The 25,226-nt window shown below is 61.6% G+C and carries 25 protein-coding genes; 7 read left to right on the top strand and 18 right to left on the bottom strand.

Annotation, left to right across the window (positions count from 1 at the left end; all coding sequences use genetic code 11):
* Positions 1 to 5: 5 nt before the first annotated feature.
* Together yihI and KW825_RS17210 are read right to left on the bottom strand one after the other, a co-directional pair.
* Positions 6 to 584: a Der GTPase-activating protein YihI gene (gene yihI / locus KW825_RS17215; RefSeq protein WP_218329906.1), complete on the bottom strand. Its 579-nt coding sequence runs from the start codon at positions 582 to 584 to the stop codon at positions 6 to 8.
* 799 nt (positions 585 to 1,383) lie between these two features.
* Positions 1,384 to 2,001, bottom strand: coding sequence for a cytochrome c (locus KW825_RS17210; protein ID WP_218329905.1), 618 nt, complete (start codon positions 1,999 to 2,001; stop codon positions 1,384 to 1,386).
* A 142-nt stretch (positions 2,002 to 2,143) separates the two neighbouring features.
* On the opposite strand from KW825_RS17210, the gene yihA reads away from it, so the two are divergent.
* Positions 2,144 to 2,800: a ribosome biogenesis GTP-binding protein YihA/YsxC gene (gene yihA / locus KW825_RS17205; protein ID WP_042652907.1), complete on the top strand. Its 657-nt coding sequence runs from the start codon at positions 2,144 to 2,146 to the stop codon at positions 2,798 to 2,800.
* 1,015 nt (positions 2,801 to 3,815) lie between these two features.
* On the opposite strand, the gene aroE is transcribed toward yihA, so the two are convergent.
* The 8 genes from aroE to KW825_RS17165 all read right to left on the bottom strand — a co-directional run bounded on the left by aroE (position 3,816) and on the right by KW825_RS17165 (position 10,324).
* The gene (aroE, locus tag KW825_RS17200) at positions 3,816 to 4,637 is read right to left on the bottom strand and encodes a shikimate dehydrogenase (RefSeq protein ID WP_218329904.1); all 822 of its coding nucleotides are present in this window, start codon (positions 4,635 to 4,637) and stop codon (positions 3,816 to 3,818) included.
* Positions 4,638 to 4,738: 101 nt separating this feature from the next.
* Positions 4,739 to 5,647, bottom strand: coding sequence for an oxygen-dependent coproporphyrinogen oxidase (gene hemF, locus KW825_RS17195; RefSeq protein WP_218329903.1), 909 nt, complete (start codon positions 5,645 to 5,647; stop codon positions 4,739 to 4,741).
* Between the two features lie 111 nt (positions 5,648 to 5,758).
* Positions 5,759 to 6,319 carry a Sua5/YciO/YrdC/YwlC family protein gene (locus KW825_RS17190; protein ID WP_218329902.1) on the bottom strand — a complete coding sequence of 187 codons (561 nt, stop codon included), beginning with the start codon at positions 6,317 to 6,319 and terminating at the stop codon, positions 5,759 to 5,761.
* A 139-nt stretch (positions 6,320 to 6,458) separates the two neighbouring features.
* A complete protein-coding gene (purE, locus tag KW825_RS17185; RefSeq protein WP_042652911.1) occupies positions 6,459 to 6,965 on the bottom strand; it encodes a 5-(carboxyamino)imidazole ribonucleotide mutase in 507 nt (168 codons plus the stop codon).
* Positions 6,966 to 7,039: 74 nt separating this feature from the next.
* Entirely contained in the window at positions 7,040 to 7,597 is a 558-nt protein-coding gene (locus KW825_RS17180; RefSeq protein ID WP_042652912.1) for a type I DNA topoisomerase, read from the bottom strand.
* 55 nt (positions 7,598 to 7,652) lie between these two features.
* On the bottom strand, positions 7,653 to 8,126 hold the full coding sequence (locus KW825_RS17175; protein ID WP_042652913.1) for a DUF494 family protein: 474 nt from the start codon (positions 8,124 to 8,126) through the stop codon (positions 7,653 to 7,655).
* Complete coding sequence (gene dprA / locus KW825_RS17170) at positions 8,119 to 9,234, bottom strand: DNA-processing protein DprA (RefSeq protein ID WP_218329901.1); 1,116 nt, start codon at positions 9,232 to 9,234, stop codon at positions 8,119 to 8,121. The genes KW825_RS17175 and dprA overlap by 8 nt, the downstream gene beginning before the upstream one ends.
* Before the next feature lies 1 nt (position 9,235).
* Positions 9,236 to 10,324, bottom strand: coding sequence for a LysM peptidoglycan-binding domain-containing protein (locus tag KW825_RS17165; protein WP_218329900.1), 1,089 nt, complete (start codon positions 10,322 to 10,324; stop codon positions 9,236 to 9,238).
* Between the two features lie 108 nt (positions 10,325 to 10,432).
* Between KW825_RS17165 and def the strand changes: the two genes are divergently transcribed.
* The 5 genes from def to KW825_RS17140 all read left to right on the top strand — a co-directional run bounded on the left by def (position 10,433) and on the right by KW825_RS17140 (position 16,319).
* The gene (def, locus tag KW825_RS17160; protein WP_218292507.1) at positions 10,433 to 10,945 is read left to right on the top strand and encodes a peptide deformylase; all 513 of its coding nucleotides are present in this window, start codon (positions 10,433 to 10,435) and stop codon (positions 10,943 to 10,945) included.
* A 12-nt stretch (positions 10,946 to 10,957) separates the two neighbouring features.
* Positions 10,958 to 11,902 (top strand): methionyl-tRNA formyltransferase, encoded by a 945-nt coding sequence (gene fmt / locus KW825_RS17155; protein ID WP_218329899.1) that lies wholly within the window; start codon positions 10,958 to 10,960, stop codon positions 11,900 to 11,902.
* A 51-nt stretch (positions 11,903 to 11,953) separates the two neighbouring features.
* Positions 11,954 to 13,246, top strand: a complete 1,293-nt coding sequence (gene rsmB / locus KW825_RS17150; RefSeq protein ID WP_218329898.1) for a 16S rRNA (cytosine(967)-C(5))-methyltransferase RsmB — start codon at positions 11,954 to 11,956, stop codon at positions 13,244 to 13,246.
* Positions 13,247 to 13,406: 160 nt separating this feature from the next.
* On the top strand, positions 13,407 to 14,783 hold the full coding sequence (trkA, locus tag KW825_RS17145) for a Trk system potassium transporter TrkA (RefSeq protein ID WP_042652919.1): 1,377 nt from the start codon (positions 13,407 to 13,409) through the stop codon (positions 14,781 to 14,783).
* A 93-nt stretch (positions 14,784 to 14,876) separates the two neighbouring features.
* Complete coding sequence (locus KW825_RS17140; RefSeq protein ID WP_042652920.1) at positions 14,877 to 16,319, top strand: TrkH family potassium uptake protein; 1,443 nt, start codon at positions 14,877 to 14,879, stop codon at positions 16,317 to 16,319.
* 72 nt (positions 16,320 to 16,391) lie between these two features.
* Here KW825_RS17140 and rmuC read toward each other — a convergent pair whose 3' ends face one another.
* Positions 16,392 to 17,723: a DNA recombination protein RmuC gene (gene rmuC, locus KW825_RS17135; RefSeq protein ID WP_218329897.1), complete on the bottom strand. Its 1,332-nt coding sequence runs from the start codon at positions 17,721 to 17,723 to the stop codon at positions 16,392 to 16,394.
* The gene (locus KW825_RS17130; protein WP_218329896.1) at positions 17,720 to 17,935 is read right to left on the bottom strand and encodes a hypothetical protein; all 216 of its coding nucleotides are present in this window, start codon (positions 17,933 to 17,935) and stop codon (positions 17,720 to 17,722) included. Before KW825_RS17130 ends, rmuC begins: the two co-directional genes overlap by 4 nt.
* Before the next feature lie 138 nt (positions 17,936 to 18,073).
* On the opposite strand from KW825_RS17130, the gene KW825_RS17125 reads away from it, so the two are divergent.
* Positions 18,074 to 18,586, top strand: a complete 513-nt coding sequence (locus KW825_RS17125) for a ferredoxin-type protein NapF (RefSeq protein ID WP_042652923.1) — start codon at positions 18,074 to 18,076, stop codon at positions 18,584 to 18,586.
* Between the two features lie 67 nt (positions 18,587 to 18,653).
* Here the strand turns inward: KW825_RS17125 and KW825_RS17120 are convergent, their stop codons facing one another.
* The 6 genes from KW825_RS17120 to KW825_RS17095 form a co-directional block, all read right to left on the bottom strand.
* The gene (locus tag KW825_RS17120) at positions 18,654 to 19,106 is read right to left on the bottom strand and encodes an Rrf2 family transcriptional regulator (RefSeq protein WP_042652924.1); all 453 of its coding nucleotides are present in this window, start codon (positions 19,104 to 19,106) and stop codon (positions 18,654 to 18,656) included.
* A gap of 288 nt (positions 19,107 to 19,394) precedes the next feature.
* Positions 19,395 to 20,234: a PfkB family carbohydrate kinase gene (locus KW825_RS17115; RefSeq protein ID WP_218292501.1), complete on the bottom strand. Its 840-nt coding sequence runs from the start codon at positions 20,232 to 20,234 to the stop codon at positions 19,395 to 19,397.
* 62 nt (positions 20,235 to 20,296) lie between these two features.
* Positions 20,297 to 21,268 carry a LysR substrate-binding domain-containing protein gene (locus KW825_RS17110; protein WP_042652926.1) on the bottom strand — a complete coding sequence of 324 codons (972 nt, stop codon included), beginning with the start codon at positions 21,266 to 21,268 and terminating at the stop codon, positions 20,297 to 20,299.
* Between the two features lie 154 nt (positions 21,269 to 21,422).
* Positions 21,423 to 22,151, bottom strand: coding sequence for a glutamine amidotransferase (locus KW825_RS17105; RefSeq protein WP_042652927.1), 729 nt, complete (start codon positions 22,149 to 22,151; stop codon positions 21,423 to 21,425).
* An 83-nt stretch (positions 22,152 to 22,234) separates the two neighbouring features.
* Complete coding sequence (locus KW825_RS17100; RefSeq protein ID WP_218329895.1) at positions 22,235 to 23,731, bottom strand: CoA-acylating methylmalonate-semialdehyde dehydrogenase; 1,497 nt, start codon at positions 23,729 to 23,731, stop codon at positions 22,235 to 22,237.
* A gap of 108 nt (positions 23,732 to 23,839) precedes the next feature.
* Positions 23,840 to 25,171: an aspartate aminotransferase family protein gene (locus KW825_RS17095; RefSeq protein ID WP_218329894.1), complete on the bottom strand. Its 1,332-nt coding sequence runs from the start codon at positions 25,169 to 25,171 to the stop codon at positions 23,840 to 23,842.
* Positions 25,172 to 25,226: the final 55 nt, after the last annotated feature.

Genomic DNA, 25,226 nt, shown 5'->3' with positions numbered 1-25,226 from the left:
ACTCATCACTTTTTCTTCGGCTCTGGCTTGGGTTCAGGCTGATAGTCGACCTTGCTGAAGCGATCCCACAGCTCCTCTTCGGAGGCAGGCTGGCTCGGCTCGTCATACTCTTCGTCAAAGGAGCCATCGTCGTCTTCGTCTTCATCGGTGTCGATGATGCCGAGTTCATCCATCAGCTCCTGATAACGATCCACGCGCTGGTCGACCCAGGCCTGCTCGGCCGCGTCCAGGGTCTCGCCGGTATCCAACCGATCCAGCAGGTCGTTCAGGCGATCATCGTTCTCGATGGCGGCAAGTTCCTGCTCCGGCGTCATCAGCAGCGCCTTCTCTTTCAGCGGCTTGGATGAAACCGGTTTGGTTTTCTTCTCTTCCACGATCAGCGCGACCGGTTTGCGAGAACCGATGCGTGGATCCTTGGCCTGCTTGCCACTACCGCTCTTGTTGGACTGCTCTGCCTGCTGGCGGGAGCCTGCCTTCAAGCCCTTGCGCTTGGCAGCGCGTTTGCGCTCACGGCCTTCTATGGCACTGGCATCTGATTCTTTGCGCTTGCCGGTAGGCTTGCGGGTGGGTTGTTTGGCCGACATGAATGACTCCGAGAAATATCTGGATTGAAGCCCGCGCCCGGGAGGATCTCGTCCGGGGAGGATGCTGAGGCGGGGAACAGTAAATCTGGAACAAGAGTGGGATCCCGCACCAATTCGGCCATATTTGGCCGCTGAACACCGCAGGATCGGCATCCTCTGGGCATGTTGCTGGTATTTTGACACAGAATGGCTGGGCGGGTTAATGACTCAACAGAAAAAAGGCAGCCGAAGCTGCCTTGATATGCTTATGCGAGTCCCATTCCCTGGCTGCGAATCGCCTTTTCCCTTGGCGTACCTCTGCGCATCATATCTTGGGGTCTTCCTGACCCTTGTTGGTCAATCCTGAATGTGCGTGTGCTTGCCTGACCCGTCCCGATGACGTCCTGCCATCCATCCGGGGTGGTTGCCTCCCGCAGCCCCGCTCGTCCCGAGCGGTCACCATCCTGGTCTTTCAATCCGTGGCTCATCACTTGCGCTGAGCCGACTCCCTGTCTCGCCTTCCCGAACCTGAATCCGCTCGCTGGGCCACTCCATGTACCCACTGTAGCAACTTGGCAAAAAGGCTCAATCCACCCAGAATGTTTTCAAACGAACAAAAATCTTCAATTTTAATTCAACATATTGAAAATTATAGTTTCTATAATGAAAGCCATGACTAGTTTCAGCCCGGACCAGGCTTGGAAATAGGAGATCTCTTACAACAATGCAGGCCATTTAGAGTAAATGGTTTTAAAGGTCAAAAATAAACGGGAAACCAATGGTTCCCCGTTCTTTTCAATAAGATAAACCGCAGGTGCTATCAGTGCAGACCGGCCACGTATTTGGACAGCGCCTCGATATCCTGATCCGTCAGCTTCTTGGCCACGTCCCGCATCATGCCGTTCGGATCGTTCTCACGGGCCGCCGCACGGAAAGCGGTAAGCTGGGCCTTGATGTAGGCGGGATGCTGGCCTGACAGGCTGGGATACTTGGCCTGCTCGACACCGGAGCCACGCGGTCCGTGGCAAGCAGTGCAAGCCGCCAGACCACGACTCATGTCTCCTCCCATGTAGAGCGCCTTGCCTGTCGCGACAACATCATCCGGCACCGCGACCGGGGTGACCTTCTGAGTGGCATAGTAGGCGGCCAGGTCGTCCATGTCCTGATCGGACAGGGGCAACGCCATGGGTCCCATGATGGGTGCAACCCGGCCAGTTTGGCCAGAAGCAGCAGCCTTCAGTTCAACTAATTGTTTTTTGATATATGATGCGTGCTGACCAGCAATCTTGGGATACATATCGACTGGGCTGTTACCGTCCGGTCCATGACAAGCCGCACACACGGCAGCCTTGGTTTGTCCCGCAGCGGCATCGCCCTTGGCTTGTGCCATCCCCGTTACGCCAACCATCAGAGCAAGAGTAATGACTAGGTTCTTCATGGCGTTCCAACTTCTCGTTATTAGGCTTCCAGATCCCATGCCGCTGAAGGCATGTTAAAATAAACGCGTTTAAGCGACGCTATTTTACACGATTTCACATAAAAGTAACTCTATAACCCTCTATCTCTATGGGGAATTTACGTTGGATACACAAACTCTGAATTTCAATAAGGTGCATTTTGTGACCAGCGCACCCGACATCCGCCACCTGCCAAATGATGGGGGTGTCGAGATTGCGTTTGCCGGCCGTTCCAACGCCGGTAAGTCATCTGCATTGAATACCTTAACCAAACACAAGAACCTGGCACGGACCAGTAAGACCCCGGGCCGTACCCAGCTGATCAACCTGTTCGAGCTGGAACCGGGCAAGCGTTTGGTCGACCTGCCTGGCTATGGTTATGCCCAGGTACCGCTGGAAATGAAGCTCAAGTGGCAAAAGTCGCTGGCAGAATACCTGCAGCGCCGCGAGTCCTTGAAAGGGCTGGTGATCCTGATGGATATCCGCCACCCGCTCAAAGAAACTGACATGAACATGCTGGAGTGGAGCTCACACCGTGAGCTGCCGGTCATACTGCTGCTGACCAAGGCCGACAAGTTGAGCCCGGGTCCCCGTAACAATCAGGTGATCAAGGTACGCCAGGCCGTGGCCGAACTGGGTCCGCAGATCCAGGTCGAGGCTTTCTCTTCCCTCAACAACATAGGCGTCGAGAAGCTGGCTCAAACCCTGAGCGGCTGGTATCTGTCCAATGCCGAGATCGCTCCGGTAGACATCGACGAAGACCACCAGATCGAGGAGTAAGTTACTCCTCATCTTGCTGCAATGAGCGGAGTTGGCCCTCCGCTGATTGAAAGACTTTCAAGCCACCCCTCGCAGATCCCTCCTCACCCCGACAACGGTCACCCCGATCGACCATAAACAACAAGTCATTTAATATCAGATAGATAATCAGTTTGACCGCCTAGAGAATTAACTTTCAATCGCCTTGATAGCGTTTTCATTATTTCAGCGAAAGAGATCATGCCGAAGGCACTTCAAGAACGAAAATGAAAATTTATTACAACAATGAGAGGGAAAGGGACAAAAATGAGGCCAGTCCCGCACTCTGCGGTCTGGCCTGAAGCAATGAGTTCAAAAAATTGGGAAAAAGCTAATTCTCGAGAACAAAGACGATTGGTTTTCCTCAAGAAACATCTCATTCTAGCAAAAAATCGATCAAATTAAAGCTTTTGCTCTAAATGAGGCGCATAAAAAAACACCCCGACGATAACTCATCGGGGCTGCTATTCAGCCACATTCAATTACGTGAAATAAAAGGTCTGAAAGATAGAACATCTTACCTCTGTACCCTACATCGAGAACTGTACAGCAAAGCAGCAAAAAGTGAAAGTAATTTATGTAATTTAGTTTCATAAAAAACGTATAAGAGAATTCACTTTATTTTTCATATAGATAAAAAAATCCCCAGTACGAATACCGGGGAGTTATAAAGGTGACTAGCTAGCACTTCCTCAACTATCTAGTTAGTCAGCGCCATTTCACTCAAGTTCCGCTGTATTGAAAAAAAACTTGAAGATCTTGCCTGGAGATTGAAATAAAAATCATAACTCATTGTTATTAATCACCTTTTAACTCAACCACTGCATGCTATAAGACCCTGAACATATCGTCTGCCTGGCGTCTGCCCGACTGATAGATGGGCTCGCCAGCTTTTCCAACCGATGGCGCCATCGGAAAAGCGCCCAACTGCTGGGCCGGAAAATCCACATGCCGCTCATCGAACCCCAGCCTCATCCCTCGAGACACCGAGCCTGACTCACAGTATCCCCAGGTTACGCTTCAGCTCTCTCAATACCTGCTTGGTCCCCGGCCGGATGCCGCGCCACACGGTGAACGCCTCGGCCGCCTGCTCCACCAGCATGCCCAGTCCATCCATGGTGTGCAGGGCGCCATGTTGCTTGGCCCAGTGAATGAAGGCGGTATCCGCCGCACCGTACATCATGTCGTAGATGGCGACGCCGCCGTGGATCATGGCTGGCGGCAAGGGGGGAAGGTCCCCCTGCAGGCTGGCGGAAGTGGAATTGATGATGAGATCGAACGAACCACTTAGCTGCGCATACGTCTGAGCCATCACCGCCCCCAGATCCTGGAATTCGGCGGCCAGCTGCTCGGCCTTGGCGTGGGTACGGTTGGCAATCACCAGCTCACTCGGTTGCTCGGCCAGCAGGGGCGCCAGCGCCCCTCGGGCGGCACCACCCGCCCCGAGCAGCAAGATCCGGCTACCGGCCAGATTCACCCCATGGGCCTTGAGATCCGCCACCAGGCCGGCACCATCGGTATTGTCCCCGAGCAGCACCCCGTCATCGGTCAGCTTGATGGTGTTGACCGCCCCGGCCCGCTGGGCCCGTGGGCTCAGTCGAGCGACCAGGGAGAATGCCTGCTCCTTGAAGGGCACTGTCACGTTGCAACCCTTGCCCCCCTCGGCGAAGAAGGTCTGCAGGCTGGCCGCAAAGTCATCGACTGCGGGCTCGGCCAGGCCATATTCCAGCGCCTGCTGGGTCTGCCTGGCAAACAGGGTGTGGATGAAGGGAGACTTGCTGTGGCGCACCGGGTGGCCAAAAACCAGATAACGATCCATCAAATATATCCATCGGAAGGCGGTCTCCCGATTTAACGGGTTTTCCCCCCGGGGGACAAGCCGAATCTCGGCCACGAAAAAGGGCCCTTGGGCCCTTCTTGTCACAACCAGTTTCTGGGGGTGAGGTAGTCGCTGTAGAGCAATGCCTCCTGACTACCGGGCTCGGGTTGCCAATCGTACTCCCAGCGCGCCAGCGGCGGCATCGACATCAGGATCGACTCGGTGCGGCCACCGGTCTGCAGCCCGAACAGGGTACCCCGGTCGTAGACCAGGTTGAACTCCACGTAACGGCCGCGCCGATAGAGCTGGAACTCCCGCTCCCGTTCCCCATAGGGCAGCGCCTTGCGCCGCGCGATGATCGGCAGATAGGCATCGAGGTAGCCTCTGCCCACCGACCGCATAAAGGCGAAACAGTCGGCAAACGGCCAGCGATTCAGATCGTCGAAGAAGAGACCGCCGACGCCACGGGTCTCATTGCGGTGCTTGAGGAAGAAGTAACGATCGCACCACCCCTTGAACTCGGGGTAGATCTCCTCGCCAAAGGGCTGGCAGAGATCGTGCGACACCTGATGCCAGTGCAGCACATCCTCGGCAAAGGGGTAAAACGGTGTCAGATCGAAGCCACCGCCGAACCACCAGATGGGCTCTTCACCCTCTTTCTCGGCGATGAAGAAGCGGACGTTGGCATGGCTGGTCGGCACATAGGGATTGTGGGGGTGGATCACCAGCGAGACGCCCATGGCCTCGAATCTGCGCCCCGCCAGCTCCGGCCTATGGGCGGTCGCCGAGGCCGGCATGGCATCACCATAAACGTGGGAGAAGTTGACGCCTCCCTGTTCGATCACGGCGCCATGGCGCAACACTCGGGTACGACCACCGCCGCCCCCCTCGCGGCACCAGGCATCTTCCACGAAGTGCCCGGCACCATCGGCCTGCTCCAGGCCACGGCAGATCTCGTCCTGCAACTGCAACAGGAAGGCCTTGACCTGGGCCACGTCCGGTTTGCTCATCTTGTCTCCAGTCAGGCAGGATCTTGAACGCCCTGTCCATTTTATTGTGATGTCACACCCAGGGCTCAAGGCCCATGTGCATTGCGGTAAAAAAGGGTCAGCCCGCCCCACTCAGGAGGGGCGAATGATGGCGCCGGTTCTGGCGTCCTTGATCTCGGAAGGATTGGCCTGGCCCCCGACCTCGCCGGGCAGGACATAGGCCAGCTGGCTGGCCAGCGCCTCACCGATCTCGGCTAGCCGACGGGCAGGCTCCTCGCCGGTCAGGTTGGCACTGGTGGAGACCAGTGGCTTGCCGAAGGCACGGCACAGGGCCTGCACCTGAGGATGGGCCGTCACCCGCACAGCCAGGGTGTCGAACTGACCGGTCAGCCAGGTCGGCGTCGCGGCTCGAGCGGGCATGATCCAGGTGAAGGGGCCGGGCCAGCTGGCCTGCACTCGGGCAAGCTGATCGGCACTGAGCTGACCCAAATCGATGTAATCCTGCAACTGCGCCAGATCGGCGGCAATCAGGATCAGCCCCTTCTCCACCGGACGCTGCTTGATGGCCAGCAGACGCTGCACGGCAAGCTCTGAATCGGGATCACAACCCAGGCCGAACACGGCCTCGGTCGCGTAGGCGATCACCCCGTCATCGCGGAGGGCGGCAATCGCTTGTTCAAATTCGTTTGGCATAGAAAAAATGCGGTAGCCGAGCTACCGCCTCATCACTGATTGACATTGAGCCTGCTAGAGCGGCAACCGCTTGTTCAGATTCATTTTCCCTGGAACGCAGAAAAAATACGACCCGTCAGGCTGGCTGCCGCCTCATCGCTTACTTGAGCAGTTGAGCCTGCAGGGCAGCATCCTTGGCCATCACCTCTTCGGCATTCTTCTGGCGCTCGGCGCGTACCTTGACTGCCAGTGCGTCATCGGCCACGGCCAGCATCTGGGCAGCCAGATAACCGGCGTTCTTGGCGCCGGCCTTGCCGATCGCCACGGTCGCCACCGGCACGCCACCCGGCATCTGCACGGTGGAGAGCAATGCATCCAGCCCCTTGAGCGGGCCACCATCGATGGGCACCCCGATCACGGGACGGGTGGTGATGCCGGCCACGGCACCAGCCAGGTGGGCGGCCAGCCCGGCGGCGCAGATGAAGACCTTGCAACCACGGGTTTCGGCATCGGTGACATACTGATGGGTCGCGGCCGGGGTACGGTGCGCGGAGGTGACCTTCACTTCCACTGTGATATCAAACGACTTGAGGACTTCAAGGGTGGATTGCATCACGGGAAAATCTGAATCAGAGCCCATCAATACGGCAACAAAGGGTTTATTCATGGTGGGAATTTCCTTACTCCAAGTGGGGGGTTGAAGTTCGCCGAAAACGTTTCAATTTGGTTACGGCGGCGGGATTATACCTGCTCACTCTGATGGCCGCATTTCTTTTGCGGGCAGATCCACCTCAGATTTCCCCTCACTTTCTTCTCCACCATGATGCCCCAGCCACATTCGGGACAAGGCATGGGGATCGGCTTGTCGTTAACCACATATTTACAATGGGGATAGCCATCACAGGAGTAAAACTGCTTGCCGTAGCGGGAGGTGCGGCTCACCAGATGACCCTTGCCACACTCGGGACAGAGGATCTGGGTGTCGTCGCTTTCCTGCAAGGATTCGATGTGCTGACAGGCCGGATACTGGGTGCAACCGACGAACAGGCCGTAACGCCCCTTCTTGATCGCCAGCGGCTGGCCGCAATCCGGGCAGGCGGATCCTTCCAGCACCTTCTCGATGTCGCGGCCGGATGGCGTCAGGGAACGGATGTAGTCGCAGGCGGGATAGGCGGAGCAGCCCAGAAAGAGGCCATGCTTGCCTTGGCGGATCACCAGCTCGGCACCACACTGCGGGCAAGGCTCTCGCTCGAACGCGTTCTCGTGGGCAGAAAAGAGGTGATGATCGATTTTTGACATGGGCCGCGCCTTGAAATCCAGATGGCCTGAATTCTACCAGCGCGGCACCGGACTGTCAGTGAATGACACCGTCTGACTCGTCAAACACCAGCTCTTCCATCTGCTGGTAGGCATTTTCACTGCCCGGTACGTTGAACAGCACCATCATGACGACCCACTTCAGGTCATCCAGCTCGATATCCGGCTTATCCAGCTCGAGCAGGCGCTCGATGCAGATCTCGCGGGTTTCGGCATTCAGCACCTGGGCCTGCTCCAGAAACAGCAGGAAGCCACGGCATTCGGTGCTGAGGCGGGCCAGCTCTTGCGGGGCATAGATCCGCATCGAGCCTTGCGCGCTGGCGGAGACATACACCTCCCGTTCGCTGTCATGCAGATTGGCCAGCCTTTCCAGCCAGTTGAGCGCCTTCTCGATCTCGTCCTGATTGAAACCGGCTCGGCTCAGTTCGTCGGTGAGTTCATCCTGCTCGACCATCACATCAGCATCGCTGTGGATGTAGGTCTCGAAAAGGTACATCAATACATCAAACATGATTCGCCCTCCTCGTTCTGACGTATCCACCGGCTACCGCCATCACTGCACCGGCCAGCTCCAGCTCTACCAACCTGCCCAACACCAGTTCGACAGGAAGCCGGGACCGCTCGGCAACGGTATCCACGCTCGTGGCTTCATAATCTACGTTATCCAACAAATCGGCATAAGGCAATTCGCTATTATGCGAAGGCTCTGGTGAATAACTCGCCGGTCTCGCCAACGGCACCAAGGCGGGCAGTTCCTCCATGACATCGGCCGTAGTCAAGACCAGTTTGGCCCCCTGCTGGATCAGCCTGTTGCAGCCCAATGCCTGCACATTCTGCGGGGCGCCGGGTACGGCGAACACCTCGCGCCCCTGCTCCAACGCGTAACGGGCCGTGATGAGGGAGCCACTCTGTTCGGCCGCCTCCACCACCAGGGTACCGAGGGAGAGCCCGCTGATGATGCGATTGCGACGGGGGAAGTGCTCGGCGAGTGGCCCTTTGTCCGGCGCCAGCTCGGAGATCAGCAGGCCGCCGCGTTCCAGGATTTGCATGGCCAACCCCTGATGACGCTTCGGATAGAGGCAATCGAGACCAGAGCCCAACACCGCCAGCGTCACGCCCCCGGCCGTCAACGCCTGCTGATGACAGACGCCATCGATGCCAAGCGCCAGCCCCGAGGTGATCGCCAGGCCGCATTCCACCAGCTCGGCGCACAGCCGAGCCGCGTTGTCCTTGCCGGCATAGGTGGGATGGCGCGTGCCCACCATTGCCAACTGGGGCAGCGCCAGCGCCTCCAGCGCGCCACGGCAATAGAGCAGCAGGGGGGCGGCAGGGATCTCTTTTAACAGGGAGGGATAACTGGGGGTATCTGGACAGATGAGATGCTGACCCGGCCTGCTCGCCCAGAGCAGCCTCTGCTCTACCTCGGGCAGTGGCCACCTGAGTTGGCGGATCTGGGCCTCGCTGAGGCCCATCTCCCGAAGCCTGGCATCGTCGCAGGCAAACAGGGCGACGATATCCCCCTCGAAGTGGGCCAGCAGGCGAGATGCTGTGACCGGACCTATGCCAGTCACCGCATCCAGCGTCAGCCACAGGGCGAGCCGTTCGAGTGGAGGCGACACGTCAGAAGTTGGTGACCTGGTAACCCGAGCTGACCATCTCCTGACTCTGCAGGATGAGGCCATAACTCAGCTTGTCGTAGACCTTGAACAGCATGACCCTGGCGACGGCCTCAGATGGCAGGGCCGACTTGCCCGCCGAGTAGAAGGCCTTGTTATACACTGAGGCATATTCGCGGTATGAGACTTTACCATCCCTGTCCACCATCTCGGCGCCCGGGCGCTGGATCTCGAGCACATCGCCGGGGGCGACCCGATCCCGCAGTCCCTTGTTGATGAGCACCACATCAAACTTGCCGCCGCCGCGCGCCTTGCTCGGCAGTTCGACCACATAGCCGGGGGAGATGGTTGGCGCCGCCTTCGGCATGAATACGGCGGAGAGACTCTCCTGTGGCGGTAGCGGGATGATCTTGTCCCCCTGATACACCTCGCGCCTGTTGTGTGTCAGCGTGACTCTGGTGCTGTCGTTGGCCAGCCGCTCCTCCGCCCGCACAGTGCCGACGAAGACGGCCTCCTGACCGAGCTGCTCCCCGGTCTGCCTGTCCTTGTAGGTCACGCCCGGGTGATAAACCCCGTAGTCCTGGCCCGGGGTCAGCGAACCCCGCACATAGAGGGTATCCCCCTCCAGCATGCCGACGTGCTTCTCGTTATTGCCGAGCACATAGGGCAGGTCCTTGACCTGCTGGCTGTCAGCCATAATGTGGTCGGTCTGCAGGAAGGGACCTATCTCGCTGAGTGGCAGGGTCGGGATCGGGCTGGCCTTGTTCTCGTAGCGGTTCTTGGGAGACAAGTGAATGACCTGCTTGCCGCCCTGGCTGGCCTTGCCGAGGCGAGGCTCGCCATTGACCCAGCTCAGTTGCAGCACGTCACCGGGGTAGATCCAGTGCGGATTGGCAATCTGGGGATTGATGTTCCAGAGGCGTGGCCAGAGCCAGGGCTCGGCCAGGTATTGGCCCGAGATGTCCCAGAGGGTATCCCCTTTCTGGACGACATAGCTGTCTGGATAACCGGGTTTTAGCGTCAGCTGGTCGGCCATGGCACCACCGGCCAAGGCTGTCGCCAGAGAGGCGAGGATGATTTGCTTCAGATGCATAACACTCCCTGTTACTTCTGCACGCAAAGTGTTGCTGTTTTTTGTCGACGTAAATGACTAGAATTACGTCAATATTGACTGCGTTTATATGAAACTAAAGAAAAAACTATGGCCATTCTAGATGTATTGCGTTTCCCCGATGAGCGCCTGCGTACCGTCGCAGCCCCTGTCGAGACCATTACACCCGAGTTACAACAGATTGTAGATGATATGTTCGAAACCATGTACGCGGAGGAAGGCATAGGCCTGGCCGCGACTCAGGTCGACATTCATCAGCGCATCATCGTCATCGACGTCTCTGAAGACCGTGAGGATCAGCTGGTGCTGATCAACCCGGAGATCCTCGAGCAGTCGGGCAGCACCGGCATCGAAGAGGGTTGCCTCTCCGTCCCCGGCAGCCGCGCTCTGGTGCCGCGCGCCGAGTGGGTCAAGGTGCGGGCGCTGGATCGCAACGGCAAGCCGTTCGAGCTGGAAGCGGACGATCTGCTCGCTATCTGCATACAGCATGAGATGGATCATCTGGTCGGCAAGCTGTTTGTGGATTACTTGTCCCCGCTCAAGCGCCAGCGCATCCGTCAGAAGCTGGAAAAGATGGCTCGTGAAGATCGCAAAGCCCTCTGAGGATCTGCCCCATTGAATAAGCTGAAACTGATTTTTGCCGGTACTCCCGACTTCGCCGCCCGTCACCTGGCGGCGTTGTTGTCTTCCGACCACGAGGTCGTCGCCGTTTATACCCAGCCCGACAAGCCGGCGGGCCGTGGTCAGAAGCTCAGCGCCAGCCCGGTCAAGGAGCTGGCCCTCGCCCACAGCCTGCCGGTCTACCAACCCGCATCCCTGCGCAACGAAGCCGCCCAGGCCGAGCTGGCCGCCCTCGGCGCCGATCTCATGGTGGTGGTGGCCTACGGCCTGATCCTGCCCAAGGCGGTACTCGACACCCCACGGCTGGGTTGCATCAACGTGCACGGCTCCCTGCTGCCACGCTGGCGCGGCGCGGCTCCTATCCAGCGTGCCATCTGGGCGGGCGATGCCGAAACAGGCGTGACCATCATGCAGATGGATGTGGGGCTGGATACCGGCGCCATGATCCGCAAGGTGAGCTGCCCCATCGCCTTTGATGAGACCTCTGCCAGCCTCTATGACAAGCTGGCCGAGCTGGGACCGCAGGCGCTGGTCGAAACCCTCAACGCCATGGCCGCCGGTGATACCGCCGCCGAGGCGCAGGACGATGCCCTGGCCAACTACGCCCAGAAGCTCTCCAAGGAAGAGGCCCGCATCGACTGGTCCATGGAGGCCGTCGCCATCGAGCGCTGCATTCGCGCCTTCAATCCCTGGCCCATCAGCTGGTTCGAGGTGGCGGAGCAGACCATCAAGGTCTGGCGGGCCGAGGTGCTCGAGCAGGAACATGGCCAGGCGGCCGGTACTCTGCTCAAGGCCGACAAGCAGGGGATCGACGTCGCCACCGGCAAGGGGGTGCTGCGTCTGCTGACCCTGCAACCGCCAGGCAAGAAGGCCATGTCCGTCCCGGATCTGCTCAACTCTCGCCGCGACTGGTTTGCACCCGGCACGCAATTGAACTGAATTGACACAAGGCGGGGCCCGGGCCCCGACTTGCGCATCTAAGGTAACTCTATGAAAACACGTGCACAGGCCGCTCTCGTTATTCAACAGGTGCTGGATCAGGGCCAATCCCTCTCCGCTGTTCTGCCTGCTGCCCAGGAGAAGGTGGCGCCTCGCGACCGCGCCCTCCTGCAAGAACTCTGCTACGGCACCCTGCGCTGGCTGCCCCGCCTCGATGCAGCGGTGAGCGAGATGATGGACAAGCCGCTCAAGAACAAGAGCCGCATCTTCCACTATCTGATCCTGGTCGGTCTCTATCAGCTCATCTACACCCGCATTCCGGCGCACGCCGCGGTGGCCGAGACCGTCAACGCCGTCAAGCTGCTCAAAGGCACCTCCCTGCGCGGCCTGATCAACGGCGTGCTGCGCAACTTCCAGCGCAGCGCCGAAGTCATACTGCTGCGCATCGACCGCGTCCCCAGCATCCGGCTCGGCCACCCAGAGTGGCTCACCAAGCGGCTGCGTCAGGCCTATCCCGAGGATTGGGAGTTCATCATGGAGGCCAACAACCAGCGCCCCCCCATGTGGATCCGCAATAACGGCCAGCGCCAGAGCCGCGAGCAGATGCTGGCCCGCATGGCCGAGGTCGGCATCAATGCGGTGGCTGGCGAGGAAGGGGACGACTGCATCCTGCTGGAGCGCCCCTGCGACGTGACCAAACTACCCGGCTTCGAGCAGGGCGACTGCTCGGTACAGGACGGTGCCGCCCAGCAGGCCGCCCGCCTGCTCGACCCGCAACCGGGTGAATGGGTGCTGGATGCCTGCGCCGCCCCCGGTGGCAAGACGGCTCACCTGCTGGAGTTGCAACCCGCCCTCGCCGGCGTCATCGCCGTCGATGCGGACGAGAACCGCCTCAAGCGGGTGCAGGAGAACCTGGATCGCATCGGCATCAAGGCCCGGGTGATCCATGGCGATGCCAGTACGCCGGACCAGTGGTGGCCACAGGGTCAGTTCGATCGCATCCTGCTCGATGCCCCCTGCTCCGCCACCGGCGTCATCCGTCGTCACCCCGACATCAAGTGGTTGCGCCGGGATCAGGACATCCGCGAGCTGGCCGAGCTGCAGCGCCGCATCCTCAACGCCCTCTGGGCCAAGCTGAAGAGCGGCGGCACCCTGCTCTACGCCACCTGCTCGGTGCTGCCGGAAGAGAACCGCGACCAGATCCGTGCCTTCCTGGCCGACACCAGGGACGCCAGGCTGGTGCCCCTGCACGAGCAGGACACCCCGGCTTGCCCGGGTCGCCAGTTCCTGCCGGGCGAGGCCGAGATGGACGGCTTCTATTATGCCAAGCTGATCAAGCAGTAAGCAGCAACTGTCGAGGCTGTATCCGGGCGCCCTCCCGCTGGCTGGCGCCCTCTCTTCGAAGCAACAGCGTTGAGTAAGATTTCCCTATGCAGATCATCATGTCGGGCATCAGACTGGCTGGCCACCTCAGTAACGGAACAACCTTGGGTAAGATCTCCCTATGAAAATCATCATTCTGGGTGCGGGTCAGGTCGGCGGCACGCTAGCCGAGAACCTCGCGGGTGAAAACAACGACATCACCATAGTCGATACCGACAGCGACCGTCTGCGGGAGCTGCAGGACAAGTTCGATCTGCGGGTGGTGAACGGTCACGGCGCCCACCCCAGGGTGCTGCGCGAAGCGGGCGCCCAGGATGCCGACATGCTGGTGGCGGTCACCAACAGCGACGAGACCAACATGATCGCCTGCCAGGTGGCCTACTCCCTGTTCAACACCCCGAACAAGGTGGCGCGCATTCGCTCCCCGGCCTATCTGGTGGAGCGGGATCGGCTGTTCCTGCCGGAATCCGTGCCGGTGGATCATCTGATCGCCCCCGAGCAGTTGGTAACCGACTACGTGCGTCGGCTGATCGAATACCCGGGTGCGCTGCAGGTGGTGGACTTCGCCGGTGGCAAGGTGGGGCTGGTGGCGGTCAAGGCCTACTACGGCGGTCCCCTGGTGGGCAATGCGCTCTCCACCCTGCGGGATCACATGCCCAACATCGAGACCCGGGTAGCTGCCATCTTCCGTCAGGGCCGCTCCATCCGCCCCCAGGGCACCACCATCATAGAGGCGGATGACGAGGTGTTCTTCGTCGCCGCCGCCGGCCATATCCGCGCCGTGATGTCGGAGCTGCAGCGGCTCGAGAGCCCCTACCGCCGCATCATGATAGTCGGGGGTGGCAACATAGGTGCCGGCCTCGCCCGCCAGCTGGAGAAGCGCTACAGCGTCAAGCTCATAGAGCGCAACCAGAAGCGGGCGGAGCAGCTGTCGGAGCTGCTGGAGAACACCATCGTCTTCTGCGGCGACGCGGCGGATCAGGAGCTGCTGGCGGAGGAGCACATCGATCAGATCGACGTCTTCATCGCGGTGACCAACGAGGACGAGTCCAACATCATGTCGGCCCTGCTCGCCAAGAAGATGGGCGCCAAGAAGACCATGGTGCTGATCCAGCGCAGCGCCTACGTGGATCTGGTGCAGGGCGGCTCCATCGACATCGCCATCTCGCCCCAGCAGGCCACCATCTCGGCCCTGCTGACCCACGTGCGCCGGGCGGATATCGCCAACGTCTACAGCCTGCGCCGCGGCGCGGCCGAGGCCATCGAGGCCATAGCCCACGGGGACGAGAACACCTCCAAGGTGGTGGGCAAGACGGTGGGTGAGCTCAAGCTGCCGCCGGGTACCACCATAGGCGCCGTGGTGCGCGGCGACGAGGTGCTGATCGCCCACGATCGCACCCAGATCCAGCAGGATGACCACGTGGTGATGTTCCTGGTGGACAAGAAGTACATTCCGGAAGTGGAACGCCTGTTCCAGCCAAGTCCCTTCTTCCTGTAACCTGCCCATGCATCAGGCGACAGCATCCAGACCCGGACCTTTCTCCAAGGAATCGTCCGGGTCTTTTGTTAATCAACGACCAGGTTATCTCCCATGATCAAGCTGCGTCCCATCGTCTTCACCCTCGGGCTGGTGCTCTCCAAGCTGGCCCTGTTCATGTGGTTGCCCACCCTGCTGGCGCTGCTCACCGGTTCCGAGGGCTTCGTCGAATTTCTCAAGTCCGTGCTGATCACCCACGGCGCCGCCCTGCTCTGCCTGCACTACGGACGCAAGGCGGAATTTCACCTCGGGGTGCGGGAGATGTTCCTGCTCACCACCTCGGTCTGGGTGGTGGCCTGCATCTTCGGCGCCCTGCCCTTCTTCTTCATCAACCACATCGACTTCACCGACGCCTACTTCGAGACCATGTCCGGCGTCACCACCACGGGTTCCACAGTGCTGTCCGGGCTGGACGGCATGGCCCACAGCATACTGCTGTGGCGCTCCATCCTGCAGTGGCTGGGGGGCGTGGGCTTCATCGTGATGGCGGTGGCCGTGCTGCCCTACCTCAACGTAGGCGGCATGAAGCTGTTCCAGACCGAGAGCTCGGATTGGTCCGACAAGAGCGCGCCGCGCGCCAAGACGGTGGCCAACAACATAGTGGTGGTCTACCTGGTGCTCTCCATGCTCTGCTTCCTCGCCTACTGGGTGAGCGGCATGACGCTGTTCGAGGCGGTCAACCACTCCATGACGACGCTGAGCACCGGCGGCTACTCCACCTCGGATCAGTCCATGTCCCACTTCTCCAACTCGGCGCACTGGATCGGCACCCTGTTCATGTTCCTCGGCGGCCTGCCCTTCCTGCTCTACATCCAGAGCCTGAACCGGCGCGACAACAGCCTGCTCAAGGATGCCCAGGTGCAGGGCTTCTTCTGGCTGGTGGTCTGGGTGACCGTCATCGTCACCTTCTATCTCTGGGTCAGGGACATCTACGGCTTCATGGATGCCCTGCGCATCAGCAGCTTCAACATAGTCTCTGTGCTGACCACCACCGGCTTCGGCCTCGGTGACTTCGGTACCTGGGGGCCGCTCACCAGCATCATCTTCATCATTTTGCTGGCTCTTGGCGCCTGCTCCGGCTCCACCGCCGGAGGGCTCAAGATCTTCCGGGTGCAGGTGGCCTTCGCCCTGTTCAAGAAGCAGATGCGCCAGCTGATGCACCCCTCCGCCGTCTTCCCCCAGAAGTACAACGGCCGCCCGGTCAACGACGCCATCATCCGCTCCATGATCTCCTTCGTGCTGGCCTATTTCGCCATCATCTTGCTGATCGCCGCCCTGCTCGCCGCCATCGGCCTGGATCCGCTGACCGCCATCTCCGGCTCCATCACGGCGGTGGCCAACGTGGGTCCCGGCATGGGCCCCATCATAGGACCCAGCACCAACTTCGCCACCCTGCCGGATGCGGCCAAGTGGATCCTCTCCTTCGGCATGCTGCTGGGTCGACTCGAGATCCTGACCGTCGCGGTGATCTTCTTCCCCTCCTTCTGGCGGCAGTAAGGCCGGAGCGGCGGATCCTGATGACAAAAAGGGCAGCCTATGGGCTGCCCTTTCCATCTGCTTTCGACCATCTCAGTCGGCGGAATCTTCCCGCTCCAGCGCACGGTTGATCAGCGGCTCCGGCAGCGGCTTGGTCACCTCCACCCCCAGCTCGCGAAAGCGCTCGGCCTGGGCGATCAGGTTGCCGCGGCCGTTGACCAGCCGACCCATCGCCTTGTCGTAGCTCTCCTGCGCCTTGTGCAGGCTGCCCCCCATCTGCTGCATCTCCTCCACGAACAACCGCAGCTTCTCGTACAGCCGTCCGGCCCGCTCGGCGATCTGGCGCGAGTTCTGGTTCTGACGCTCGTAGCGCCACAGGTTCTCTATGGTGCGCAGCGCCACCATCAGGTTGGTGGGGCTGACCAGCAGGATGTTGTGATCCAGCCCGTATCGCACCAGGGAGGGATCGGCCTCCAGCGCGGTCAGGAACGCCGGCTCCACCGCCACGAACATCAGCACATAGTCCAGGGTGCGTACCCCGGGCAGTTGCTGGTAATCCTTGCGGCCCAGCTCGCGGATGTGGTTGCGCACCGAGGCGATGTGCTCCTTGAGCGCCACCGCCTTCTCCAGCGTGTCGTCGCTGTTGTACCAGCGCTCGTACGCGGTCAGCGACACCTTGGCATCGATGATGATGTCTTTCTCTTGCGGCAGGTGGACGATCACGTCCGGCTGGTAGCGCTTGCCCTTGTCCACCTCGATATTGACCTGAGTGTGGTACTCGTGCCCCTCGCGCAGGCCGCATTCGGAGAGGATCCGGGCCAGCACCACCTCACCCCAGTTGCCCTGCTGCTTGCTGTCGCCCTTGAGGGCCCGGGTGAGCGCCGCGGCCTCCTCGGTCATGCGGGCGTTGAGCTCGGCGAGGCGCTCCAGCTCGAACTTGAGGCTGTGGCGCTGGGCCGTCTCCTGGGCGTGGGTCTCTCCCACCTGGCGGCGGAATCCCTCCAGCTGCTCCTTGAGCGGGGTCAGCAACAGATCCAGGCTGTGCTGGTTCAGCTCGCGGAAGTTGCCGGAGTTCTGCTCGAAGATGCGGTTCGCCAGGTTCTCGAACTGCTGGCTGAGACGGGCCTCGGCCTGCTGCTGCAGCTGCAGCTTCTCGGCGCTGGCGATGCGCTCGCTGCGCAGGGTGGCTTCGGCATCCTTGAGGCGGGCGGTGAGCTTGAGCAGCAGGCTCTGCTGCTGCTCCAGCTTCTGCTGGCCCAGCATCTTCTCGTCCTGCAGCTCGTCGAACCTGTCTTGCAGCGCCTGATGGCGCTCCTCGGTCAGCAGCGTCTCCTCCCGGGCCGCGCGGCGGCCCACCAGCCAGCCGAGCCCCAGGGCGAGCAGACCCGCCAGCAACACAGGCAGCCAGCTCGTCATCGGGATCATCGCCGACTCCGCTGGCGCAGGAAGAGTTCGAGGTAGCGGTTGAGCAGCAGCCAGAGCAGGACATAGATGAGGTAGGCGGCCAGCACCACCCACTTGTGGCTATTGACCCCGGTGTCGAGCTCGGCGAACTCGATATCCTTGATGCGGCAATAGGCCCACATCAGCAACGGGAAGACATAGAGCAGGGAGGCACGCCAGAGAAATAACCACATGTGTATGTTCGACCACGCAAAAAGATCTGCCTAGCTTACACAAGGCCAACCCGGCTTGCGATCCTGCGCCACGCTATTCTCTGGCTTGCCGGCGGAAATCTGGCTAAAATTAACCCCTAATAGGTATTCGGGGTAGGCATGACTCACTTTTTCTGTCGCTGGTTGATGCACGCACTGGGAAGCCCCGCCAAACCGGCCGTGGCTTGCCATGAGGCACGCCCGCCCTGGGCCATAGAGGAATCCCAATACCTCGCCCTCTGCAACCGTTGCGGTGAATGCTTCAAGGCCTGCCCCAACGGCCTGCTCAAACCGGCCGATCAGCCGGAATACGACGGCACCCCCATCGCCGGCACCCCGGTGCTGGATCTCGCCTGCGGCCAGTGCAGCTACTGCGGCAGTTGCGCCAGAGCCTGCCCCACGGGGGCGCTGGATCTGCGGCTCGGCCGCCAGGTGCAGACCCGGGTCAGGATCGAGGCGAGCTGCCAGGCCCGCCAGGGCTTCTACTGCCTGCTGTGCGAGGATGCCTGCCCCCAGCAGGCGATCAAGGCCAGCAGCGAGGGGGTGAGCGTCAACATGGCGGCCTGCGACGGCTGTGGCGCCTGTGGCCTCGCCTGCCTGCATGGCGCCATCACCCTGATCCCGCAACCCTAGCCCGCACAACCCCCGGATGCCAGAAAGCACAGAGGGGCCCTTGGGCCCCTCTTGGTCTGCCTCGGCCTTATGCCATGGCCAAGACGTTGTCCTGCTCTATCCCCAGCAGGTGGCAGAGCCGGGTCGGATCCCGCACCGCATCGGCCAGGGTGTATTCCCCCAGCACCTCGAGGAAGGCATTCATGGCGCGGCGCAGTATGCCCTGGATGCGGCAGCCGCCGGAGAGGCGGCAGTTCTCGCGCTTGCAGTCCACCGGACAGAGCACGTGCTCCATGTCCATCACCACGTCGCGCAGGTTGATGGAGACCGCGGAGCGACCGAGGCGGATGCCGCCGTGCTTGCCACGGATCGTCTCGATGTAACCCTTGATGCCGAGCTGATGCACTATCTTGACCACGTGGTTGCGGGAGATGGCGAAGGTGTCGGCCACCTCGGTGATGGTCGACAGGCGATCTCCCGGCTGGATTGCCAGAAAAGTCAGGGTCCGCAGGGCATAGTCGGTAAATCGTGTCAGTTGCATGGTCGCACTTGCCTCTTACTACAAGCCAGAAATCAGGACGACAACCAGGGGCCAAGGGACGGGGATGGTGCGTGCGCCCGCACAGGATCCGCATCTTGAGCCGAGTCGTGGAGTGACAAGGTTAAGAGCAGCCCGGACGGGTGTCGACGAAGATGTACATAAATCGGCACTTTCTTTGATTGATCGCAAACTTGCCGGCTTGGAGCGGGGTTTCGGCCATTTCTGGTGGCTAAATCCCAGCGGCCGGCGCGGGGTCAAAGACGGGAGAATCTGGTCGGAACCTCACCCTCAGTGGGGCTGTCTCAGCCAGTTTTTCAGGGCCTGGGAGGGGATGGAGCTCTCCGACGCCACCGCGAAGGCGCCCCAGTCCACCGCGCACTGCAGAGCATCCTGGATCGCCATGCCGCGGGCCAGGCCGTGGATGAGGCCACCGGCGAAGGCATCCCCCGCCCCCGTGGTATCCACCACCGACACCGGCCGCGCCGCGACCCGGATCTCCTCCTCGCCGTGGATGGCCACGGCCCCCGCCTTGCCCTCGGTCAGCACCAGCCACTCCAGCTGCTCCCCCGCCAGGCCGCGGGCATGCAGCCAGGGATCGGCCACCTCGGCGAGATCCGCGCGGGAGGCCACCAGCACATGGCAGGGACGGCGGGCCTGGCCGCCCTTGGGGTACTGGGCCACCACGAAGCTCTTGCCGAGCATCTGGCGCATGTAACCTATGATGGCGGTGCCGGGGTAGTTGACGTAGAGACAATCCACCCCCTCCACCGGCAAGTCGCCGGGCAGATCGGGGCGACGGGGACGGCGCAAGATGGTGCGCTCGCCGGTGGAGTCCACCAGGATCAGCAGCTCGCCGGTCTCGCCACCGAAGCGCTCCACCTGGCTGCAATCCAGACCATGGCTCGCCGCCTGCTCCAGCAGCCAGTCACCAGTCTCGTCCAGCCCGATGCGCGAGGCAATGCGCACCTCGTGCCCCGCCCACACCAGGCCGATGCCGGTGTTGGCGGCGCCGCCCCCCAGCCTGCGCCCCTGATCCAGGTACTGCAGACGGGCCCCCGCCACCAGCGGTTCGCCCAGGGAGAGCACATGGTCACAGTTGAGGTTGGCGAGCAGCAGGATGCGGGACATGGGTACCTCTAAGACAGGAGGACATGACGGCATCATCGGCCGGGGCCGATGATGCGAGAGGGTCAGTAGACGGGTAGTTCCACCCCGGTCATCAGCTCGTCGATGCGCGCCTGGGTCGGCTGCTGCATGACGTTCTGGATCACCTCCTTGGTGAGGTGCGGCGAGAAGGAGCTGATGAAGTCATACATGTAGTTCTGCAGCAGTATGCTCTTGCTGAAGCAGAGCTGGGCCGGGCAGGGCGCGAACAGGTACTCCAGGTTGATGGCCACCAGGCCGGGGGCATCGGTGTCGTCGGCCACCAGCGACGAGATGATGCCGATGCCGAAGCCCAGCTCCACGTAGCGCTTGATGACGCCGGCATCCATCACCGTCATGTAGTAGTTGGGGGTGAGACCGGCGGCCTGGAACACCTGATCCTGCACCTGACGCCCGGTGGCGCCACTCTCGTAGCTGAGGATGGGGTACTGACAGAGCTGCTCCAGGCTCGGCTTCTTCACCTTGGCCAGCGGGTGATCCTGCGGCACCACCAGCGACAGGGTCCAGAGGTAGGCGGGCAGCGCGATCAGCTCCTTGTCGAAGCCGATCTCGTGGGCCACGATGGAGAAATCGGAGTAGCCCTTGCTGATCTGCTCCTTGTTGGCCGACATCACCGGGTGCAGATGGAACGAGATCTTGGGGTACTTCTTGGTGAAATAGGTGACGCTCTTGGGCAGCAGGTAGCGCGCTATGGTGTGGGTGGTGTGGATGTTGAGCGTGCCCACGGTCGGATCCAGGTACTCGCGGGAGATGGCCTTGATCTTGCCCTCGATGTTGAGCATCGCCTCGGCACACCTGATGATCTCCTCGCCCACCGGGGTGATGCGATGCAGGTGCTTGCCGCGGCGCTCGAAGATACGCACCCCCAGCTCGCTCTCCAGCAAGCCGATCTGCTTGCTCACCCCAGGCTGGCTGGTATAGAGCGCATCGGAAGCGACGGAAACATTGAGATTGTGGTCCCGCACCGCGATCAGATACTTCAACTGCTGTAGTTTCAAGGCTTCACCCTCACAGGCTGGCGCGGCTGTCATTGGATGGACAAGGCCGCCACAAATGGCGGCCAGTGTATCATCCGAACTTGGCATATCACCGCTTGATCCTTCATTTTGCTACAAAATCTAGCATCTGCAGGGGTTATATGACAAACGGGGTTCAGCGCACGGCGGGCCCGACCGGCAGCATGCCGAGAAACTGCAGCAGCCACTGCATCATGGTGGCCGAATCGACCTCCCCTTCCAGCGAGGAGAGGCTGCTCTGGTAGTGCTCATCGGGCAGCCGATCCCGTCGCCGCTCGATCAGCGCCCGGTTGTACTCCACTGAGAACTCGGGGTGGCCCTGAATCGCGACTATGTGATCCCCCTGCAGGAACATGAAGTTCGGGCAGAAGTCGTTGCCCGCCAGCAGGGTCGCCCCCGGCGGCAGCTGCTCCACCTGATCCTGGTGGCTGGCCAGGATCCGGATCGTGTCCAGGCCGGGCTGCATCCAGGGCTTCGCCTCCTGCATGGGGTGGACGGAGACGCCGAGCCCCCAGCCCTTGGTGGACTTCATCACCTCCCCCCCCAGCGCCTGGGCGATCACCTGATGGCCGAAGCAGATCCCGGCCAGCTTGACGTTCTGATCGTGGGCGCGCCGGATCCAGTCGCGCAGCGCCAGGATCCAGGGCAGATCGCTGTAAGCATCGTGGCGCGAGCCGGTGATGAGCCAGGCATCGCATTCGTTCAGGTCGGCCGGCAGCTCGCCATCGAGCGCCGACCAGACCCGGTATTCCAGCGCCGGGGCCAGCGCCCGGAAGCCCTTGATAAACATCTCGGAGTAAACGGGGCCAAAACTCCCCGCCAAATCGGGGTCCAGCCGGTCACAATCGAGAATTCCCAGTCGCATCTGTCACTCCTTCACAGGGATAGCGGGGCACTCCGGCGGATCCCTCCGCCGGGCCATGCCTGGGCTAGCTACTGCATGGTTGGTCATTTCATGGTCGGCATGGAGAACTCGGCGCCGGCCCGCAGGCTCTGTGGCCAGCGCGCGGTGACTGTCTTCATCCGGGTATAGAAGCGTACCCCATCCGGCCCGTGCATGTTGAGCGGCCCGAAGATGGACCGTTTCCAGCCACCGAAGCTGTGAAACGCCATGGGCACCGGGATGGGAACGTTCACCCCTACCATACCGACCTGAACCCGGGTGGTGAAGTCCCTTGCGGTATCGCCGTCGCAGGTAAAGATGGCGGTGCCATTGCCGTACTCGTGATCGTTGATGAGCCCGAGCGCGGTTTCATAGTCCGGCGCCCGCACTATGGCGAGCACCGGCCCGAAGATCTCCTCCCGGTAGATGCGCATCTCGGGGGTCACCCGATCGAACAGGCTGCCGCCGATGAAGTAGCCTTCGCCATGGCTGACGCCACGCCCATCCACCCGCAGCTGGGCCCCCTCGGCCACCCCCTGATCCACGTAGCCGCGCACCTTGGCCAGGTGCTCACGGCTGATGAGCGGCCCCATCTCGTTCTCCGGGCTCGCGCCCAGACCCGGGCCGACCCGCAGCGCCTCCACCAGCGGTGTCAGCTTGGCCACTAGGGCATCGGCGGTGACCTCGCCGACCACCACGGCCACCGAGATCGCCATGCAGCGCTCGCCGGCCGCACCGTAAGCCGCTCCCATCAGGGCGGAGACCGCCTGCTCGAGATCCGCATCCGGCATCACCAGCATGTGGTTCTTGGCGCCGCCCAGCGCCTGCACCCGCTTGCCGTGGGCCGAGGCGGTGGCATAGATGTATTCGGCGATGGGGGTGGAGCCGACGAAGGAGATCGCGGCCACCCGCGGATCGGTCAGCAGCACGTCCACCACCTCCTTGTCACCATTGACCACGTTGAGCACCCCGTCCGGCAGACCGGCCTGCTTGAGCAGCTCGGCCATGCGCAGGGAGAGCGAGGGATCCTTCTCGGACGGCTTGAGGATGAAGCTGTTGCCGCAGGCCAGCGCCACCGGGAACATCCACAGCGGCACCATGGCCGGGAAGTTGAACGGCGTGATGCCGGCGCAGACCCCCACCGGCTGCATCATGGAGTGGCTGTCCACCCCGCGGCCCACGTTGAGGGAGTGCTCCCCCTTGAGCAGATGGGGGATGCCGCAGGCAAACTCCACCACCTCCAGCCCCCGGGTCAGTTCGCCCTGGGCATCGGAGAACACCTTGCCATGCTCGCGGCTGATGAGCCGGGCCAGCTCGTCGCGATGCTCCTCCATCAGCTCCTTGAAGCGAAACATCACCCGCGCCCGGACCAGCGGCGGAGTCTGGGACCAGTCGGCGAAGGCCTGCTCGGCGATGGCGATGGCCTCGGCGCACTCGGCGGCGGTGCTGAGCACCACCTGACCCTGCTGCTGGCCGGTGGCCGGATCGAAGATGGCGCCGAAGCGCTCGCTGTGGCTCTCTTTCGTCTCACCGCCGATGAAGTTGCTAACCCGGTATGTCATATATCCTCCTTGATGGGTAATTCGTCTCAATCCTGCGTGGCGTCATGAGATCGGCGCGCAGGAAGATGGCGCCCGCAGCGCGGGCACCATGAAAAATAAGGTGAAAAATCAGTCCTGTGCCTGCAGGGCATCCTGCAGCAGGGTGAAGAGATCGTCGATCTGGCTGCGCTCTATGATGAGGGGTGGCGACAGGGCGATGATGTCGCCGGTGACGCGGACCAGCGCCCCCTTCTCGAAGCAGCGCACGAACACCTCGTAGCCACGCTTGCCCGGTGCATCCGGCATGGATTCCAGCTCGATGCCCGCCACCAGACCGTAGTTGCGCACATCCTTCACATGCTTGCAGCCCTTGAGGGAATGGGCCGCCTCCTCCCAGTAGCCCGCCAGATCGGCGGCGCGATTGAGCAGATTCTCGTTGCGGTAGATCTCCAGGGTTGCCAGACCGGCGGCGGCGGCCACCGGGTGACCCGAGTAGGTATAGCCGTGGAACAGCTCTATGGCCCCCTTGCCCGCCGCTATCATGTCGTCATAGATGTGGTTCTGCACCAGCACGGCCCCCATGGGGATGGCGCCGTTGGTGAGCCCCTTGGCACAGGTGATCATGTCGGGCATGACATCGAACTCCTGGGCGGCGAAGGGGGCACCCAGTCGGCCGAAGCCGGTGATCACCTCGTCGAAGATCAGCAGGATGCCGTGCCTGGTGCAGATCTCCCGCAGCCGCTTGAGGTAGCCCTTGGGCGGCATGATGACGCCGGTGCTGCCGGCAATGGGTTCGACGATGACGGCGGCTATGTTGCTGGCGTCATGGAGGAAGACGATCTTCTCCAGCTCGTCGGCCAGGCTGAGATCCTCCTCGGGCAGGCCCTTGGTGAAGGCATTCCTGGCGATGTTGAGGGTATGGGGCAGATGATCCACCCCGGTCAGCAGGGAGCCGAACCACTTGCGGTTGCCGGGGATGCCGCCGACCGAGATGCCGCCGAAGCCGACGCCGTGATACCCACGCTCGCGGCCGATGAGGCGGGTGCGGCTCCCCTGGCCGCGCGCCCGCTGCCAGGCCAGCGCTATCTTCAGCGCCGTATCGACGGCCTCAGAGCCAGAGTTGGTATAGAAGACGTGGCCGAATCCCTTGGGGGCTATCTCCACCAGCTGGTTGGCCAGCTCGAACGGCAGAGGGTGGCCCATCTGGAACGTAGGGGCGAAATCGAGGTGGGAGATCTGCTGGGAGACCGCCTCGGCAATCTCGCGCCGACCATGGCCCGCGTTGCAACACCAGAGCCCGGCGGTGCCATCCAGTATCTTGCGGCCATCCTCTGAGTGATAATACATCCCCTCTGCCGACTTCAGGATACGCGGCGCCGCCTTGAACTGCTGGTTGGCGGTGAAGGGCATCCAGAAGGCGGACATGTCGGAGGGAGTATTGATGTCGCTTATCGGTTTCATGGTCACCTCATCCTTAAGGCGTTTAGTAACGCTTGGCTTGTGCCTATTAAATTAA

The sequence above is a fragment of the Aeromonas sp. sif2433 genome, assembly GCF_019218705.1.
Lineage (GTDB): Bacteria > Pseudomonadota > Gammaproteobacteria > Enterobacterales > Aeromonadaceae > Aeromonas > Aeromonas encheleia.
The sequence above is the reverse complement of the archived record's forward strand: the minus strand, read 5'-3'. Positions and strand labels throughout refer to the sequence as shown.